Source organism: Streptomyces sp. NPDC059897, from assembly GCF_042730865.1.
Lineage (GTDB): Bacteria > Actinomycetota > Actinomycetes > Streptomycetales > Streptomycetaceae > Streptomyces.
This window is the reverse complement of sequence record NZ_JBHWKQ010000033.1, coordinates 44,724-61,788: the sequence shown is the minus strand read 5'-3', so window position 1 is coordinate 61,788 and position 17,065 is coordinate 44,724. Positions and strand designations below refer to the sequence as shown.

15 protein-coding genes are annotated in these 17,065 nt (G+C 71.3%); 12 read left to right on the top strand and 3 right to left on the bottom strand.

Annotation, left to right across the window (positions count from 1 at the left end; translation table 11 throughout):
• The first annotated feature begins 126 nt into the window (after positions 1–126).
• Positions 127–1,092: a phospholipase gene (locus tag ACFV9W_RS29240; RefSeq protein WP_385766558.1), complete on the top strand. Its 966-nt coding sequence runs from the start codon at positions 127–129 to the stop codon at positions 1,090–1,092.
• Between the two features lie 14 nt (positions 1,093–1,106).
• Here ACFV9W_RS29240 and ACFV9W_RS29235 read toward each other — a convergent pair whose 3' ends face one another.
• Entirely contained in the window at positions 1,107–2,327 is a 1,221-nt protein-coding gene (locus tag ACFV9W_RS29235) for an MFS transporter (protein WP_385766555.1), read from the bottom strand.
• Between the two features lie 248 nt (positions 2,328–2,575).
• Between ACFV9W_RS29235 and ACFV9W_RS29230 the strand changes: the two genes are divergently transcribed.
• Positions 2,576–3,469, top strand: a complete 894-nt coding sequence (locus tag ACFV9W_RS29230) for an oxygenase MpaB family protein (protein ID WP_385766552.1) — start codon at positions 2,576–2,578, stop codon at positions 3,467–3,469.
• On the opposite strand, the gene ACFV9W_RS29225 is transcribed toward ACFV9W_RS29230, so the two are convergent.
• A complete protein-coding gene (locus ACFV9W_RS29225; RefSeq protein WP_385766550.1) occupies positions 3,456–4,097 on the bottom strand; it encodes a FadR/GntR family transcriptional regulator in 642 nt (213 codons plus the stop codon). The two genes, ACFV9W_RS29230 and ACFV9W_RS29225, sit on opposite strands and share 14 nt — an antisense overlap.
• A gap of 163 nt (positions 4,098–4,260) precedes the next feature.
• Between ACFV9W_RS29225 and ACFV9W_RS29220 the strand changes: the two genes are divergently transcribed.
• The 8 genes from ACFV9W_RS29220 to ACFV9W_RS29185 all read left to right on the top strand — a co-directional run bounded on the left by ACFV9W_RS29220 (position 4,261) and on the right by ACFV9W_RS29185 (position 13,447).
• Positions 4,261–5,460: an amidohydrolase gene (locus tag ACFV9W_RS29220; protein WP_385766547.1), complete on the top strand. Its 1,200-nt coding sequence runs from the start codon at positions 4,261–4,263 to the stop codon at positions 5,458–5,460.
• Positions 5,457–7,079: an ABC transporter substrate-binding protein gene (locus ACFV9W_RS29215; RefSeq protein ID WP_385766544.1), complete on the top strand. Its 1,623-nt coding sequence runs from the start codon at positions 5,457–5,459 to the stop codon at positions 7,077–7,079. Before ACFV9W_RS29220 ends, ACFV9W_RS29215 begins: the two co-directional genes overlap by 4 nt.
• A gap of 3 nt (positions 7,080–7,082) precedes the next feature.
• A complete protein-coding gene (locus ACFV9W_RS29210; RefSeq protein WP_385766541.1) occupies positions 7,083–8,036 on the top strand; it encodes an ABC transporter permease in 954 nt (317 codons plus the stop codon).
• Entirely contained in the window at positions 8,033–8,872 is an 840-nt protein-coding gene (locus tag ACFV9W_RS29205; protein ID WP_385766538.1) for an ABC transporter permease, read from the top strand. Before ACFV9W_RS29210 ends, ACFV9W_RS29205 begins: the two co-directional genes overlap by 4 nt.
• The gene (locus ACFV9W_RS29200; RefSeq protein ID WP_385766535.1) at positions 8,869–9,888 is read left to right on the top strand and encodes an ABC transporter ATP-binding protein; all 1,020 of its coding nucleotides are present in this window, start codon (positions 8,869–8,871) and stop codon (positions 9,886–9,888) included. The genes ACFV9W_RS29205 and ACFV9W_RS29200 overlap by 4 nt, the downstream gene beginning before the upstream one ends.
• Positions 9,882–10,691 (top strand): ATP-binding cassette domain-containing protein, encoded by an 810-nt coding sequence (locus ACFV9W_RS29195; protein WP_385766533.1) that lies wholly within the window; start codon positions 9,882–9,884, stop codon positions 10,689–10,691. The genes ACFV9W_RS29200 and ACFV9W_RS29195 overlap by 7 nt, the downstream gene beginning before the upstream one ends.
• A gap of 170 nt (positions 10,692–10,861) precedes the next feature.
• Entirely contained in the window at positions 10,862–11,884 is a 1,023-nt protein-coding gene (locus tag ACFV9W_RS29190; protein ID WP_385766531.1) for a TIGR03842 family LLM class F420-dependent oxidoreductase, read from the top strand.
• Positions 11,885–11,932: 48 nt separating this feature from the next.
• Complete coding sequence (locus ACFV9W_RS29185) at positions 11,933–13,447, top strand: NCS1 family nucleobase:cation symporter-1 (RefSeq protein ID WP_385766528.1); 1,515 nt, start codon at positions 11,933–11,935, stop codon at positions 13,445–13,447.
• On the opposite strand, the gene ACFV9W_RS29180 is transcribed toward ACFV9W_RS29185, so the two are convergent.
• Entirely contained in the window at positions 13,441–14,409 is a 969-nt protein-coding gene (locus tag ACFV9W_RS29180) for an arabinan endo-1,5-alpha-L-arabinosidase (RefSeq protein ID WP_385766525.1), read from the bottom strand. The genes ACFV9W_RS29185 and ACFV9W_RS29180 overlap by 7 nt on opposite strands.
• Positions 14,410–14,794: 385 nt before the next feature.
• On the opposite strand from ACFV9W_RS29180, the gene ACFV9W_RS29175 reads away from it, so the two are divergent.
• Both ACFV9W_RS29175 and ACFV9W_RS29170 read left to right on the top strand, forming a co-directional pair.
• Positions 14,795–16,285 (top strand): NCS1 family nucleobase:cation symporter-1, encoded by a 1,491-nt coding sequence (locus ACFV9W_RS29175; protein WP_385766523.1) that lies wholly within the window; start codon positions 14,795–14,797, stop codon positions 16,283–16,285.
• 53 nt (positions 16,286–16,338) lie between these two features.
• Positions 16,339–17,064: an aspartate/glutamate racemase family protein gene (locus tag ACFV9W_RS29170; RefSeq protein WP_385766521.1), complete on the top strand. Its 726-nt coding sequence runs from the start codon at positions 16,339–16,341 to the stop codon at positions 17,062–17,064.
• Position 17,065: the final 1 nt, after the last annotated feature.

Here is a 17,065-nt window from a genome sequence, read left to right as displayed (position 1 = left end):
TTACTGACCGGTTACTTACGTCACACTCGCTGGTTACCGAATGGTAACTTCGCGTAGGCTCCTCCGAGTTTTGCCTGTTGTCCACAACGCCTGTTGCCCCCAACGACAGAGAGGACCCCCGTCCGGATGAGCGCCGTACGCAGACGCCGCAGGACACTGCTTCCGCTGGCCCTGGCCTTCGTCACCGCCACCCTGGGAACCGCGGGCTCCGCGGCCGCCGAGGAGTCCGGCCAGCAGCGCCCCACCTGGGCCATCGCCCACCGGGTCCTCACCACTCAGGGGGTGACCGCGGCTCTCCGGGACGGCGCCAACGCGCTGGAGATCGACGCCACGGCCTGGAAGGAAGGCTGGTGGGCGGATCACGACGGCACGCTCACCAGCTACGGCGACACGATGGCCGCCATGTTCGACCAGGTCGCGAAGGAGCACCGGACGGGGCGTCAAGTGTCGTTCGTCTGGCTGGACATGAAGAACCCCGACTGGTGCGCGAGCAGCGACCCGGACAGGAAGCAGTGCTCCGCGGCCGCCCTGCGGGACCTGGCCCGCGCCAAGCTGGAGAGCCAGGGCATCCGGGTGCTCTACGGCTTCTACGGGACCGAGGGCGGCAGCGGCTGGAAGGACGTGACGGGCAGCCTGAACAGCAAGGAAGGCGTCGCCTACAGCGGCACCTACGCGGACGTCCGGGACGGCTATGCCGAGCACGGGGCGGCCGTCGCGCGGAACCAGCGGGTGATGGACGACGGCCTGTTCAACATGGCGTTCAAGTTCGGCGGCATCCGCGAGGAGCTGCGGGCCGGCGGCCGGGCCCGGGACCGCGGAGAGCTCGCCGGCACGGTCGGCTGGACCGTGGGCACCGGCGACCGGGAGCGCGCCGAAACCCTGCTCTCCGACTCGGCCGACGGCGCCGCCGTGGACTCCCTGATCTACGGCAACCGGATGTCCTGCTACCCCGACGGCGTCAGCGGCCCGAAGGGCTGCGGAACGAACGACAGCGGCGCGCGGGAGGCCCTCTCGTACATCCAGGACTACGTCAAGGCCCACCCGAACACCCGTCGGATGGCCACCAGCCAGGACGTCCCCTTCGGAAGCTGAGAGGGCAACCGCCGTCAGGGCTTCGTCAGTGTCACCTGGTCGGGCTGCGCCGAAGGGTCGGCTTCGGACGACGCGATCACGTCGGAGCGGCGGGCGCCGCGGTCCATGAAGCCGCCCGCGAAGGCCAGGGCGAGGCCCGCTACGGCGAGGGCCGCGCCCACCAGGTTGGGGGAGGTCCAGCCCCAGCCCGCGGAGATGGCCAGGCCGCCGAGCCAGGCGCCGCCCGCGTTGGCGAGGTTGAAGGCCGAGTGGTTGGAGGCGGCCGCCATGGTCGGCGCCGCCTCCGCCTTGGCCATCAGGAGCATCTGTACGGGCGTCGTGATCAGGGAGCCGAGCGCGCCGACGAGGGTGATGACGATGAGCGCGGGCACCGTGCTGTGAACCGCGAAGTAGAACGCCACGAGCGCCGCGGCGAGCAGCGCGAGACCCCCGTACAGCGTGGGCCGCAGGGCCCGGTCCGTGAGCGGGCCCGCGATCAGCGTGCCCAGTGTCATGCCGACGCCGTACAGCGCGAGGACCAGGGTGGTCGAGGAGTCGGAGATGCCCGTGACGTTCGTCAGCATCGGCACCAGGTAGCTGTAGACGGCGAAGAAGCCGCCGAACCCGACCACGGCCGTGGCGAGGCCGATGACCACCTGCCGGTTGCCCATCGCCCGCAGCTCGTGCCGGATACCGGTCTGCCCGCTGCGCGGCTGGTGCGGCACGAACAGGGCGAGCGCCGCGAGGGCGACACCTCCGATGACGGCGACCGCCCAGTAGGCGGAGCGCCAGCCCAGGTGCTGGCCGAGGGCCGTGCTCGCGGGGACGCCGACGATGTTCGCGACGGTCAGGCCGAGGAACATCTTCGAGACGGCGCGTGCGGCCCGGTCGGGAGTGACGAGCCGGGACGCGACGACGGCGCCCACACCGAACAGCGCGCCGTGCGGCAGCCCGGCGAGGAAGCGCGCGGCGAAGAGCAGGCCGAAGTTCGGGGCGAGCGCGGACGCGACGTTGCCGACCACGAACAGGCCGGACAGGAGCAGCAGCAGCCGCTTGTGCGGGATGCGCGCGCCGATGCCCGTCAGGACGGGCGCGCCGACGACGACACCGAGCGCGTACGCGGACACGAGATTGCCGGCGTGCGGCACCGACACGTCGATGCCTTCGGCGATCTGGGGCAGCAGCCCCATCGTGGCGAACTCGGTGGTGCCGATGCCGAACGCGACAACAGCCAGGGCCAGGAGGGCCAGCGGCATGGTGCAGGAAGCCTTTCGAAGAACGGGGGAGGCCGATCCCTGGGGCAGGAACCGGCCGACAACCCGTGCAGCAGCGGGACGGACCCGCGCATTCCGCGTACACGCCGCGTGCCCCCGTGACCTCCGTCACCCCGCGCCCCGCGTCCGCGCGCCGTCGGTCTTGATCCTTGCAGGCGGGCGTACGAAGGTGGGTCTGTGGGCACGTCGGGGAACGGCCCCGTCGTGCGCCAAGCCCAGGGAGGACCAGCGTGCGGCGCGACCACTGGACCCGGAAGATCCGCCGGCTCGATCCCGACACCGACTACCACGAGATCTACGGCATCAGCTCGTCGTACGAGTTCCCCTGGGACACCATGCAGGCCCTCGGGTTCGCCCTCTACCGGACGTACGCGGTGCCGAGCATCGGCCGACTCCTCGGCCGCACCGGCGAGTTCACCGGGCGCACGCAGAAGCGGTACGACGACACGGTGCTCATCCTCGACGCCGTTGGCGAGCACGGCCCCGACACGGGGGAGGGGCGCGAGGCCGTGCGCCGGATGAACCGGATGCACCGCGCGTACGACATCTCCAACGACGACTACCGCTACGTCCTGTCGACCTTCGTCGTCGTGCCCAAGCGCTGGATGGACGCGTACGCGTGGCGGCCGTACTCGCCCCACGAGGTGCGCGCGTCCACGAACTACTACCGGGACCTCGGGCGCCGCATGAACATCAAGGACATCCCGGAGACGTACGAGGAGTTCGAGCGCCTCATGGACGACTACGAGCGCCGGCACTTCGCGTACGACCCGGGCGGCCACGCGGTGTCCGAGGCGACGCTCGACCTGATGGCATCCTGGTACCCGGGCCCGCTCGGCACCGCCGTGCGCCGGGCCTCCGTCTGCCTGATGGACCCGCCGCTGCGCGCCGCGTTCGGCTACCGGGACCCGAAGCCGGCCGTCGAGCGGGTGGTGCGCGGCGGGCTCAGGATGCGCGGCCGGTTCGTGCGGCTGCTTCCGGCGCGGAGCACGCCGCAGCACGGCCGGGACAGCAGCACCGTGCGCGGCTACCCGAACGGCTACCGGATCGCCGACCTCGGCACGTTCCCGGGCCACGCGCCCCACGAGGACGCCCGGCCCGAGGGGCCTGTCACGCCTCGATGATGGTGAGCGCGGCGGCGTCCGCCGCCGCCGGGTCGCCCGCCGCGATGGCCTCCACCAGCGCCTGGTGGGCGTCCGTCGTGGAGTGCTGCATGTCGTCCGCGAGGACGGTGTCGCGCAGTGCCGTGCTGAGCGTCGTGTAGAGGTCGAGCAGCAGCGGGTTCTGCCCGGCCCGCGCGACGCACAGGTGGAACTCGATGTCGGCCTCGACGAACTCCTTCAGCTCCCGTGCGTCGAAGTGCCGCCGGCGCCTGGCGGTGATCTCCCGGAGCTCCGCGAGGTCGGCCTGGGTGCGGCGGCTCGCGGCGAGCCGGGCCGCCACCAGGTCGAGCCCTCTGCGGACCTCCTCCACGTCCCGGTCGGCGACGTCTGCGAGCATCCGGCCGAACGCGACGGCCGTCTCGTCCGTCGCCGTCACATAGGTGCCGTCGCCCTGGCGGGTCGTCAGGAGCCCGGTGTGCACCAGGGCGCGGACGGCCTCGCGCACGGACAGGCGGCTCACCCCGAGGGTCTCGGCGAGGGTGCTCTCCGAAGGGATCTTGTCGCCGACCTGCCACCTGCCGCTCGCGATCTCCCCCCGCAGTTCGGTGATCGCCGCGTCCACCAGGGACTTCCGCCCGACGCTCTTCATGTCTCCCCGCCTGTCGTGAATGGAGGGCGCGCTGGGCCCCCTCGCGATTATGCGCCCTGCCGCGTTCGGCACCCCGTGCGCACCCTCTTCTCGAAACATCAGATGTCTGATAACTCTATGCGGCGGCTCGGCAACTCCGTAACCACACACGGGAGATGGCTTGATGGAGCAGTGCGACCGGAGGCGTTTTTCGGGGGTGCGCCCGCTCGGCGGCGCGGCCCGTGACCTGGTGATCGAGGGCGGCCGGTTCGTCGAGACCGGTGGCCGGGACGGCGCCGGCGAGGAGTGCGGGGGAGCGGGGCTGCTCGCGCTGCCCGCGCCCGTCGACGCCCACATCCACCCGGACAAGACCACCTGGGGCGGGCCCTGGCTCGACCGCGAACCCGCCGAATCCCTCGCCGAACTCATCGCGTACGACGCCTCGGTGCGCACCGGAATGGCCCCGGTCGCCGAACGCGCGGGCGCGCTGTTCGACCACGCGATCGCCCACGGCACCCGCGCCCTGCGCGCGCACGCCGACGTGGCGCCGCAGTACGGGGTCGACAACGTCCGCGGCGTGCGCGCGGCGGCCGACGCCCGCGCGCACCTCCTCGACGTGCAGCTCGTCGCGTTCCCGCAGCTCGGGGTCCTCGCCGCGCCCGGCACCGACGTCCTCCTGGAGAAGGCCCTCGACGAGGGCGCGGACCTGGTCGGAGGCCTCGACCCGGTCGGCTTCGACGGCGACCGCGACGGGCAGCTCGACCTGCTCTTCGCCCTCGCCGAGCGGCGCGGTGTGGGCCTCGACATCCACCTCCACGACCGGGGCGCCGTCGGTGTCGACCAGATCCTGGAGATCGCCCGGCGCACGGTGGCCGCGGGCTTCGAAGGCCGCGTCACGGTCAGCCATGCCTTCGCGCTCGACGGGCTCGACGCCTCTCAACTGGCCGATGTGGCAGGCCGGTTGGCGGAGGCCGGGATCACCGTCACCACCTGCGCCCTCGGCGCCGACCCCCTCGTCCCCTTCGCCGCGCTCACCCGCGCGGGCGCCGCCGTGGCCGTCGGCTCCGACGGGGTGTGCGACCCGTGGACCCCGTTCGGTGACGCCCAGATGCTCGACCGGGCCCACCTGCTCGCCTACCGCAGCGACGCCCGCACCGACGCCGACCTCGCCGCCTGCTACGCGCTCGTGGCCGACGGCGGCGCCGACCTCCTCGGCCTCGACCGGGTCGGGTTCAGGCCCGGCGACCCGGCCGACTTCATCCTCGTGGACGCGCCGAGCGTCGCCCGGGCCGTGGTGCGCAGGCCCGTCCCGCGCATGGTCGTGCGGGGCGGCCGGGTCGTCGCGCGCGACGGCGAACTCGTCGGGGGCGGTGGGGTGTCGTGAACCGCCGCGTCCTCACCTCGGCCCTCGCCGCACTGCTCCTCACCGCCACGCTCGGCGGCTGCGGCGGCGGACCCGGCAAGCTGCGCCCCGCCGTCGCGCTCGACCTGAAGACCTCGACCCCGAAGGCGACGAAACCGCTCGACTCCATCACCTGGAACCTGCCGTACGAGCCGCAGGGCATCGACCCGATCAAGTCCTTCAACTACGCAGAGAACACGGTCCTTTCGAACCTCTGCGAGAGCCTGCTGCGGCTCACCCCCGACTTCAGGATCAAGCCGGGGCTCGCCACCAAGGCCGCCAACCCGACCCCGAAGAAGTGGGTCTACACCCTCCGTGAAGGCGTCCGTTTCTGGAACGGCGAGCCGCTGACCGCCGACGACGCGGCCGCGAGCCTGAGCCGCCACCTCGACCCGAAGCTCGGCACCTGGTGGGGCGACTACTTCCAGAACGTCGACTCCGTGCGGGCCACGGGCCGGATGGAGCTCACCGTCACCCTCAAGCGGCCCGACGCCCTGTTCAACCAGGCCATGGCCACCGCGGCCGGCGCCGTGTCCCAGAAGTCGGCCATGGAACGGGCGGACAAGGACTACGGGACGCCCAAGCAGGGCGTGATGTGCACGGGACCGTTCGAGTTCGCGCGCTGGCGCTCCGGCGAATCGCTCACCATCACCCGCAACGACGACTACTGGGACCGGCCCCACAGGCCCGTCTCCAAGTCGCTGACCTTCCGGTTCATCGCCGACGAGACCACCGCCGTCAACGCGCTGCGCTCCGGCGAGGTCGACGGCCAGTACTTCTACCTGCCGCCCGCCGCGATCGGCCAGTTGCAGTCCTCACCGACCGGCACCGTCACCCTCGGCCGCTCGCTCACCTACTGGGCGCTGCTCGACGCCACCGAGCACGGCCCGTACGCGATGCGGAAGGTCCGCCAGGCCCTCTCGTACGCCCTCGACCGCGACGCGCTCGGCGCCGCCGTCTTCCAGGGCACCGCACCCGCCCAGCGTGCCCTCGCCGGGCCGGCGACCTGGGGCTACGAGAAGGAGACCTTCCGCAAGGCGTACGACCAACTGCCCAGCGGAAAAGCCGACTTGAAGAAGGCGAAGGCGCTGCTGAAGGAGGCGGGGCCCGCCGCCCGCAAGCGAATCACGATCGCCGTGCAGGGCAGCTCCTCCGTGCACGAACTCACCGGCAACCTCGTCAAGGCCACCGGAAAGAAGCTCGGCCTCGATATCGACATCCGCGTCGTGCCCGTCGAGCAGTACGGCAACCTCTACCAGGACCCCAAGGCCCGCAAGGGCATCGACGCCTTCCTGTCCACCTGGTACGGGAACGTGCCGGACCCCCTCGACGCGTACACAGTCTTCCTGTCCGGCGGCAACAACAACTTCAGCGGGTACGAGGGCGTGGACGCCGACATCAAGAAGGCCCGCGCCACCTCCGACCGGGCGGAACGCGCCCGCATCGTCACCCGCATCCAGAGCAGGGTGGCCCGCGACGTGACCTGGATGCCGCTGAACAACCTGCCGGTCATCCTCTACCAGAGCGACCGGATCACCGGCGCCGTCCCCTCGTTCCCGTATCTGTACTACCCGTGGGCCACGGGCCTGGGAGGTCGGTGACGCATGAAATCGCTTCTCAACCCCACCGTCAGATTCGTGCTGCTGAGGCTCGCCGGGCTCGCCGCCGTGCTGCTCGTCGCCTCCTTCCTCGTGTACGGGCTGCTGTACCTGGTGCCGGGCGGGCCGATGGCGTTCCTCCTCGGCAACCGCACGGGAACGCCCGAGCAGATCGCCGCGATCCGCGCCCAGTACCACCTCGACGACCCTTTCCTGGTGCGCTACGTCAGCTGGCTCGGCGACGCGCTCGGCGGCGACCTCGGCCGCTCGCTCGTCTACCGGCAGGACGTCACCACGCTGCTCGGCACGCGCGCCGCCACCACCCTGTGGCTCGTCGCCTACTCGTCGCTGCTCATCGTCGTCGGCGGGCTCGCCGCCGGCACCCTCGCCGCGCTGCGCGGCGGCCGCACCGACGCCGCCGTCACCGGCGTCTCCTCGGTGCTGCTCGCCACCCCGGTGTTCGTCATCGGCGTCGTCCTCGTGATCGTGTTCGCGCGCGGCCTCGGCTGGTTCCCGGTGTTCGGCGCGGGCGAAGGGCTGTGGGGGCGCGTGCACCACCTCACGCTGCCCGCCATCACGCTCGCCGTCGGCTCCGCCGCGTACCTCGCCCGGATCACCCGCGCCTCCGTGCGCGAGGAGATGGGCCGCGAACACGTGGAGACCGCCCGCAGCCGGGGGCTCTCCGAATCCCGGATCGTGCGGCGGCACGTGCTGCGCAACGCGGCCGTGCCCGTCACCACCGTCATCGGCCTGACCGTCGCGGGGCTGCTCGCGGGGGCCGTCGTCGTGGAGAACGTGTTCGCGCTCGACGGCATCGGCTCGCTGTTCGTCCGCGCCATCATGCAGCGGGACTTCGCCGTGGTGCAGGCCGTGGTGCTCGTCCTCGTGGCGTCCTTCGTCGTCGTCAACCTCGTCGTCGACCTCTTCTACTCCGTCCTCGACCCCCGGATGGCTCGATGACCACCGCACTCGCCACCTCGCTGACCGCCGCCCGCAGAGCGGTGCCGCGCGACCCGCTCGCCCGCGCCGCGGCCGCCGTCCTCGCCCTGATCGTCCTCGGCACCCTCGCGGCGCCCCTCGTCGCGCCCTACGACCCCGATCTCCCGGACCTGTTCAACACGCTCGGCTACGCCACCCCGGGGCACTGGCTCGGCGGCGACGCCCTCGGCCGCGACGTGCTGTCCCGGCTGATCTGGGGCGCCCGCCCCACCCTGCTCGGCCCGGTCCTGGTCATCGCCGTGTCCGCGGCCGTCGGCACCACCCTCGCGATCACCGCGGCGTGGTGCGGCGGCTGGGTCGACACGGTCGTCTCGCGCGTCCTCGACGTGCTGTTCGCGGTGCCCGGCATCGTGTTCGCGCTGCTCGCGGTCGCCGTGCTCGGACCGGGCCTGATGCCCGTCGCGCTCGGCCTGACCGTTGCCTACACCCCGTACGTCGCCCGAGTGGTGCGCGGCGCCGCGCTGCGGGAGCGGAACCTGCCCTACGTCGCCGCCGCCTGGGTGCAGGGCCGGCCCGCGGTCACCATCTGCGTACGGCACCTGCTGCCCAACCTGCGGCCGATCATCGTCGCGCAGGCCGTGTCCGCGCTCGGCTACGCCGTGATCGACCTCGCGGCGATCTCCTTCCTCGGCCTCGGCGTCCAACCACCCACGCCCGACTGGGGGTTGATGGTGAAGTCCGGCCTGGACAGCGCCATGCGCGGCAATCCGATCGAGGCCGTGGCCGCGGGCGTGGCGATCGCCCTCGCGGTGTGCGCGGTCAACGTGCTCGGCGACCGGCTCGGGAGGGACCGATGACCACCACACCCATGGAGCGGGACGCGGCACCGCTGCTCGCCCTGCGCGGATTCGGGCTCGACATCCCCGTCCCGGGGACGAAGGGCGTGCGCAGGACCCTCGTCGACCGGGTGGATCTCGTACTGGGCCGGGGCGAGGCCGTCGGCCTCGTCGGCGAGTCGGGGTCCGGGAAGTCGATGACCGCGCGCGCCGTCATCGGCCTCACCCCGCAGGGCGCGCGCACCCACGGGCGCGTCGAGTTCGAGGGCGGCGACGTCACGGCGCTCGGCGGCCGTGCCCTGCGCGCCCTGCGGGCCCGCCGCATCGCCATGGTCTTCCAGGACCCGCGCGCCCACATCAACCCGGTGCGCAGCGTGGGCGACTTCCTCACGGAGGCGCTGGTCGCCGAGCGGTCGGTGGCGCGCCGGGAGGCCGAGCGCCGCGTCGTCGCGATCCTCGCCGACGTCGGCATCCCCGACGGGGCGCGCCGCCTGCGCCAGTACCCGCACGAACTCTCCGGCGGCCTGCTGCAACGCGTCATGATCGCCTCCGTGCTCGCGGCCGAGCCCGACCTCGTGCTCGCCGACGAGCCGACCACCGCGCTCGACGTCACCGCCCAGTCCGAGGTCATGGCGATCCTCGACGAGGCGCGGCGGTCCCGCGGCCTGGCGCTGCTGCTGATCACGCACGACCTGGAGCTGGCCGCCGCGACCTGCGACCGCCTCGCCGTCATGTACGCGGGCCGCACGGTGGAGACCCAGCCCGCCGAGGCGCTCACCGCACGCCCCCGGCACCCCTACTCGGCGGGCCTGCTGCGCTCCCGCCCGAGCCTCACCGACCGGGCGCACCGCCTCCCGGTCGTCCCCGGCCGCCCGGTCGCGGCCTTCGAGGCGCAGGAGGAGGGGCCCGGCTGCGCGTTCGCCCCGCGCTGTGCGCACGCCGTCGACGCCTGCGGTCAACAGGAGCCGGAGGAAAGGGAGTTGGACGACGGTGTGCGGGTGGCGTGCCTGCGGGCGGAGGAGGTCGCGACATGGTGAGCAGCAGTGGCGGGGCCGTCCTCGAAGCGGTCGACCTGCGCAAGACGTTCGGCGACGCCGTGGCCGTGGACGACGTGTCGTTCACGGTCGGCGCCGGGGAGTGTCTGGCCATCGTCGGGGAGTCAGGTTCCGGCAAGAGCACGGTCGCGCGGATGCTGCTCGGCCTGGAGACACCGGACGCGGGGCGCCTCACCGTGTGCGGCAGGGAGCGCGCCGCGCGGCGCCGGGTGCCCTCGGCCGAGCGGCGGCGCCGGGCCCGCGAGATCCAGATCGTGTTCCAGGACCCGTACGCGTCCCTGGACCGGCTGCAGCGCGTCGGCGACGTCGTCGAGACCGCGCTCGCCCTGCACTTCCCCGCGTCGGCCGCCGAACGACGGTCGCGGGCAGCGGAGTTGCTGGAGTCGGTCGGCCTCGCGAAGCACCATGCGGAGCTGCGCCCGGCCCAGCTCTCCGGCGGGCAGCGCCAGCGCGTCGCCATCGCCCGCGCGCTCGCCGTGGAGCCGCGCGTTCTCGTCCTCGACGAGGCGGTGGCCGCGCTCGACGTGTCGATCCAGTCCCAGATCCTCAACCTGCTCGCCGACATCCGCGAACGCCGTGAGATCGCCTACGTGTTCATCTCGCACGACCTGGCCGTGGTCCGGCAGATCAGCGACCGGGCGCTGGTGATGCGCGCGGGCCGCGTCGTCGAACAGGGGCCGACGGAGGGCCTGTTGGCGGACCCGCGGGAGGAGTACACCCGGCAGCTGCGGGCGGCGGTGCCGGGGCCCGGGTGGCGTCCGGCGCGCAGGGCGTCCGCGGTCTGAGCACCCGCGGGTGAGGGGGCCCGCCCCTCACCCGCACGGGTGGCGGATGCTGGACGCGCGTAGAGCTCATCCGGTGGACCTCTTGCCAAGCCTCCCCGGGAAGTCCACGATTGTGCCTTTCAATGGCGGCTCGGCACCCGGCACTCGGCACAAGACACGAGGGGCTCCCCATGGATTTCGGACTCGTCCTGCAGACCGACCCGCCCGCCTCCGCGGTCGTGGACCTCATGAAACGCGCGGAGGCCTCCGGCTTCACGTACGGCTGGACGTTCGACTCCGCCGTGCTGTGGCAGGAGCCGTTCGTCATCTACAGCCGGATCCTCGCGGAGACCGAGCGGCTGACCGTCGGCCCGATGGTCACCAACCCCGGCACCCGCACCTGGGAGGTCACCGCCTCGACCTTCGCGACGCTCAACGACATGTACGGCAACCGCACGGTGTGCGGCATCGGGCGCGGCGACTCCGCGATGCGGGTGGCGGGGCGCAAGCCGAACACGCTGGCCCGGATCAGCGACGCGATGAAGGTCATCCGGGCGCTGGCTCGCGGCGACGAGGCCGACCTCGGCGGCGGCTCCGTCGTCAGGTTCCCCTGGGTGCGCGAGGGCGCCGAACTCCCCGTGTGGATGGCGGCGTACGGGCCGAAGGCCCTGAAGATGGCCGGTGAGGAGGCCGACGGGTTCATCCTCCAGCTCGCCGACCCGTTCCTCACCGAGTGGATGATCAAGGCGGTGCGGGACGCGGCGACCGCGGCGGGCCGTGACCCCGCCGCGGTCAAGATCTGTGTCGCGGCGCCCGCCTACGTCACGGAGGTCGACACACCGGCCGCGCTCGACCACGCGCGCGAGCAGTGCCGCTGGTTCGGCGGCATGGTCGGCAACCACGTGGCCGACCTGGTGGCCAAGTACGGCGCGCACTCGGGCATGGTCCCGGACGCGCTGACGGACTACATCAAGGCGCGCGAGGGGTACGACTACGCGCACCACGGCCGCTCCGGGAACCCGGACACGGCGTTCGTGCCCGACGAGATCGTGGACCGCTTCTGTCTGCTCGGCCCGCCCGCCGCGCACCTCGAAAGGCTGGGCAGGCTGAAGGAGTTGGGCGTCGACCAGTTCGCCGTGTACGCGATGCACGACGCGAAGGAAGCGGTGATCGAGGCGTACGGCAGGGACGTGATCCCCGCGCTGCACGCCTGACAGGAACGGTGCGCTGATTCCGTCTCCCTGAGCAGAACGGACTGCCCCATGACCGACACCGCCCCGAGAGCACCCCAGCATGCGGTGGAGCTCGCCGCCGACGCCTATCCGGCCGGCAGCCGCTACGCCAATGAGGACCTGCGCCCCGTTCCGCTCGCCGACCGCCGCTGGACCACGTACAACTTCGTGGCCCTGTGGATCGGGATGGCGCACTGCATCCCGTCGTGGACGCTCGCGTCCGGTCTCGTCGCCCTGGGCATGGACTGGAAGCAGGCCGTCCTCACCATCGCCCTGGCGAACGTCATCGTCCTGCTCCCGATGCTGCTGACCGGGCACGCGGGCCCCAAGTACGGCATCCCCTTCCCGGTCCTCGCGCGGGCCGGCTTCGGGATCCGCGGCGCCAATCTGCCCGCGATGGTGCGGGCCGCGGTGGCCTGCTGCTGGTTCGGCATCCAGACGTGGATCGGCGGCCAGGGCATCTTCGTGCTGCTCGGGAAGATCTTCGGAGGGTGGACGGGCGCGGCCGAGGTCGGCGGCTACCCGTGGACCCTCTGGCTCTGCTTCTTCGTCTTCTGGGTGATCGAACTCGCCATCATCTACCGGGGGATGGAGACGCTGCGCCGCTTCGAGAACTGGGCGGCGCCGTTCGTGCTCGTCGGCGCGGCGGTGCTGCTGATCTGGATCGCGAACAAGGCGGGCGGCTTCGGCCCGCTGCTGCACGAGCCGTCGAAGGTCGGCTGGGGCCCCGACTTCTGGAAGGTCTTCTTCCCCGGCCTGATGGGCATGATCGGCTTCTGGTCCACGCTGTCGCTGAACATCCCGGACTTCACCCGCTTCGGGAAGGGCCAGCGGGCGCAGGTCTGGGGGCAGACCATGGGGCTGCCGACGACCATGACACTCTTCGCGCTGATGTCGGTCCTGGTGACGGCCGGTTCGGAGAAGGTGTACGGGGCGCCGATCTGGGACCCGGTGGCGCTCGCGGGCAAGACGGACAACGTGTTCGGGCTGCTCTTCGCGCTGGTCACGGTGTTCGTGGCGACGATCTCGGTCAATGTGGCGGCCAACGTGGTCTCGCCCGCGTACGACCTGGCGAACCTGGCCCCGAAGCTGATCAGCTTCCGCACCGGCGCGATCATCACGGGCGTGGTGGGCGTCCTCGTCATGCCGTGGAAGCTCACCTCGACGCCCGAGCTGTACATCTTCACGTGGCTCGGCGTGGTCGGCGGGCTGCTCGGCACGGTCGCGGGCATCCTGATCGCCGACTACTGGATCGTGCGGCGCACGGTGCTGCACCTCGCCGACCTGTATGTGCGGGAGGGGCGTTACTGGTATCGCGGCGGCTGGAACTGGCGCGCCGTTCTCGCCTTCGCGGTCGGCGGGGTGCTCGCCGTGGGCGGCTCGTACTCGACGCTGAACGCGAAGGGCGAGAAGGCGGGCCCGTTCCCCGTGGACGGCCTGATCCCCTTCCTCAAGCCGCTGGCGGACTACGGCTGGGCGGTGGGGCTCGCGGCGTCACTCGTGCTCTACACGGTGCTCATGCTGGGGGAGCGGAGGTCTCAGTAGGCGACGGGCCACCCCGAGCTCCAGTCGAGCAGGTTGACGCCGAGCTTCGGGGTGCCGTTGTCCTGGCCGTCGTAGTAGTGGTAGACGATCAGGTCCCCGTCCACGTCGTTCATGATCGACTGGCCGCCGGGACCGATGTACCGGCCGTGCGACTCCAGGACGGGCGTGCCGCCGTTGTTCGTCATGGCGACGCCGTTCTTGTCGTAGTACGGCCCGGTGACGCTCGTGGCTCGGCCGACCTTGACCTTGTACGTGGAGGAGGTGCCGGCGCAGCAGGTGTCGTACGAGGCGAACAGGTAGTAGTGGCTGCCGCGCTTGACGACGTAGGGCGCCTCGACGGCCTTGGTGCCGGTGGGGCGCGCGGCCAGTGAGTAGCGCTTGGTGTTCGTGGCGATCTGCTTGCCGGTCGACGGATTGATCTGGATCATCTTGATGCCGGACCACCAACTCCCGAACGACAGCCACCACTTGCCGTCGCCGTCGACGAACAGGTTCGGGTCGATGGCGTTGTAGTCGCTGGACGTGGTGGAGGTGTAGACGGTGCCGTAGTCCGTCCACGAGCCCGGCTCGCCGGTCGTGGAGCCGGCCAGGCCGATCGCGGATTTGTTGGAGCCGAAGGTCGAAACGGCGTAGTACATCAGGTACTTGCCGCCGTGGTACGAGATGTCGGGGGCCCAGGCCTCCGTCGCGTACGAGGACCACCAGGAGGGCTTGGTGGTGAAGGCGTCGCGGCCCGCGGTGAAGGCGGTCCGGTCGGTCGACGAGCGTTCGGCGAGGCCGCCGCCCGTCGCGTAGAGCAGGTACTTGCCCGCCGAGGTGCGGATCATCGTGGGGTCGTGGACGACGGTGGCGCCGGTGACCGTGCCCGGGTTCGGGTAGGCCGAGGCCGTCGAGGGGATCAGCGCCAGCAGGGCGGCGGCGGGGATGGCGAGTAACGCGGTTCTTCGTGAAGCGCGCGGCATGGGGGCTCCTTCGCGTCGGACGAGGCACACGTGTCCGGTATTTCGGACGGTGGTCGTGTGTCCGGACGGGAACGTAGGGTCGAAGGCGTTGCGCGTCAATGAATCGCGCACTCTTCCCCCGATGTGCTTTCTGTGACCCGTCTCCCATTGACGGATCCCCCTCCCATCGGCTTTGGTATACCAAACTGGAGATGCGGGCGCTGTGCGTGCTCTGCGCGCTCGGCCCGCAAATGCCCGAATCGGGCGGCGAGTTGGCCCGTGAGGAATCGGTGTTTTCTTCGCGTACACCTCTTGATTACCGCAAAACCGGCCCGTAGCGTCTTCCCGCCAAGAGGAAACCAGATTCCTCATCGCGGAAATTGTGGACATCCCCCAGGAGCGCGTCATGACTGCCGTGCACGAACAGACCCCCACCGCCGGTGTCGACGGGCCCGCCCGCACCAGTCCGGGTCTCTACAGTCCCGATCTGGCCCCCACCAAGAAGGAGGGCCGCCGCTGGGGCGCGTACAACGTCTTCACGCTGTGGGGCAACGACGTGCACAGCCTCGGCAACTACGCGTTCGCCGTGGGCCTGTTCGCGCTCGGGCTCAGCGTCTGGCAGATCCTGATCGCCTTCGCCGTCGCCTCGCTGCTGCTCTTCGGGCTGCTCACGCTCTCCGGCTACATGGGCCAGAAGACCGGCGTCCCGTTCCCCGTGATGAGCCGGATCGCCTTCGGTATCCGCGGGGCGCAGGTCCCCGCCGCGGTGCGCGGGGCCGTCGCCATCGCCTGGTTCGGCATCCAGACCTATCTCGCCGCCGTCGTGCTCGGCGCCGTGATCAAGAAGCTGGCGCCCGGCGCCGCCGCGCTCGACCACAACTCGATCCTGGGCCTGTCCACCCTCGGCTGGATCACCTTCCTGGTCCTCTGGGTCGTCCAGGTCGTGATCGTCAGCTACGGCATGGAGCTGATCCGCAAGTACATGGCGTTCGCCGCGCCCACCATCCTCATCACGATGTGCGCGCTCGCCGCCTGGATCTTCGTCAAGGCCGACATGTCCATCGCGGTCTCCACCGGCTCCGCGCCCACCGGGCTCGACGCCTGGCGGCAGATCTTCGAGTCCGCCGCGCTGTGGGTCGTCATCTACGGCACCTTCGTCCTGAACTTCTGCGACTTCACCCGCTCCGCGAAGAGCCGCCGCGCCATCGTCGCGGGCAACCTCGTCGGCATCCCGCTCAACATGCTGTTCTTCGCCGGCATCGTCGTCGTGCTCTCCGGCGGCCAGTTCGCGATCAACGGGAAGGTCATCGCCGGTCCCGAGGACATCGTGGCGACCATCCCGAGCACCCCGCTGATGGTCCTCGCCTCCCTGGCCTTCATCGTCCTGACCATCGCCGTGAACCTGCTCGCCAACTTCGTCGCGCCCGTCTACGCCCTGGTCAACCTGTTCCCGCGCAAGCTGGACTTCCGCAAGGCCGGCATCGTCAGCGCCGTCATCGGCCTCGTCATCCTGCCGTGGAACCTCTACAACAGCCCGACCGTCGTGAACTACTTCCTCGGCGGGCTCGGCGCCCTGCTCGGCCCGGCCTTCGGCGTCGTCATGGCCGACTACTGGATCGTCCGCAAGACCCGGGTCAACGTCCCCGACCTCTACACCGACGCCGCCGACGGCGACTACCACTACCGCTCCGGGTTCCACCTGCGGGCCGTCGCCGCGTTCGCCCCGTCCGCCGCCGTCGCGGTCGTGATCGCCCTCGTGCCCGCGTTCAAGTCGCTCTCCGGCTTCTCCTGGTTCATCGGCGCCGGCCTCGCCGCGCTGCTCTACGTTGTCCTCGCGGACCGCAGCCGTATCGCGAACGACAAGGACGGCGAGGAGATCGCGGTCCCGGCCGCCTGACCCCCGCTCCCGCACCACCACGAAGCACAACAAGAAGAAAGCTGTAGCCCGCCATGCGCATTCTCGTCTGCAACGTCAACACCACCGAGGACATGACCGAGAGCATCGGTGCGCAGGCCAGGGCCGTGGCCTCGCCGGGCACCGAGATCGTGCCGCTCACCCCGGCGTTCGGCCCCGACTCCTGCGAGGGCAACTACGAGAGCTACCTGGCCGCGATCGCCGTCATGGAGACGGTCCGCGCCTACCCGGAGCCCTTCGACGCCGTCATCCAGGCGGGCTACGGCGAGCACGGCCGCGAGGGGCTCCAGGAGCTCCTCGACGTACCGGTCGTCGACATCACCGAGGCCGCCGCGAGCACGGCCATGTACCTCGGCCACAAGTACTCGGTGGTGACCACGCTCGACCGGGCCGTGCCGCTCATCGAGGACCGCCTCAAGCTGGCCGGGCTCACCGACCGGCTCGCCTCCGTACGGGCCAGTGGCCTCGCCGTGCTCGATCTCGAACGCGATCCGGACGCCGCCGTGAAGGCCATCGTCGAGCAGTCCGCGCGGGCCGTCGAGGAGGACCGGGCCGAGGTGATCTGCCTGGGCTGCGGCGGCATGGCGGGCCTCGTCGACGAGGTCAAGGCGCGCACGGGCGTGCCCGTCGTCGACGGCGTCGCCGCGGCCGTGACCGTGGCCGAGTCGCTGGTGCGGATGGGCCTGAGCACGTCGAAGGTGCGCACGTACGCGCCGCCGCGCCCCAAGACGTTCAAGAACTGGCCGCCGAGCCGGGGCTGAG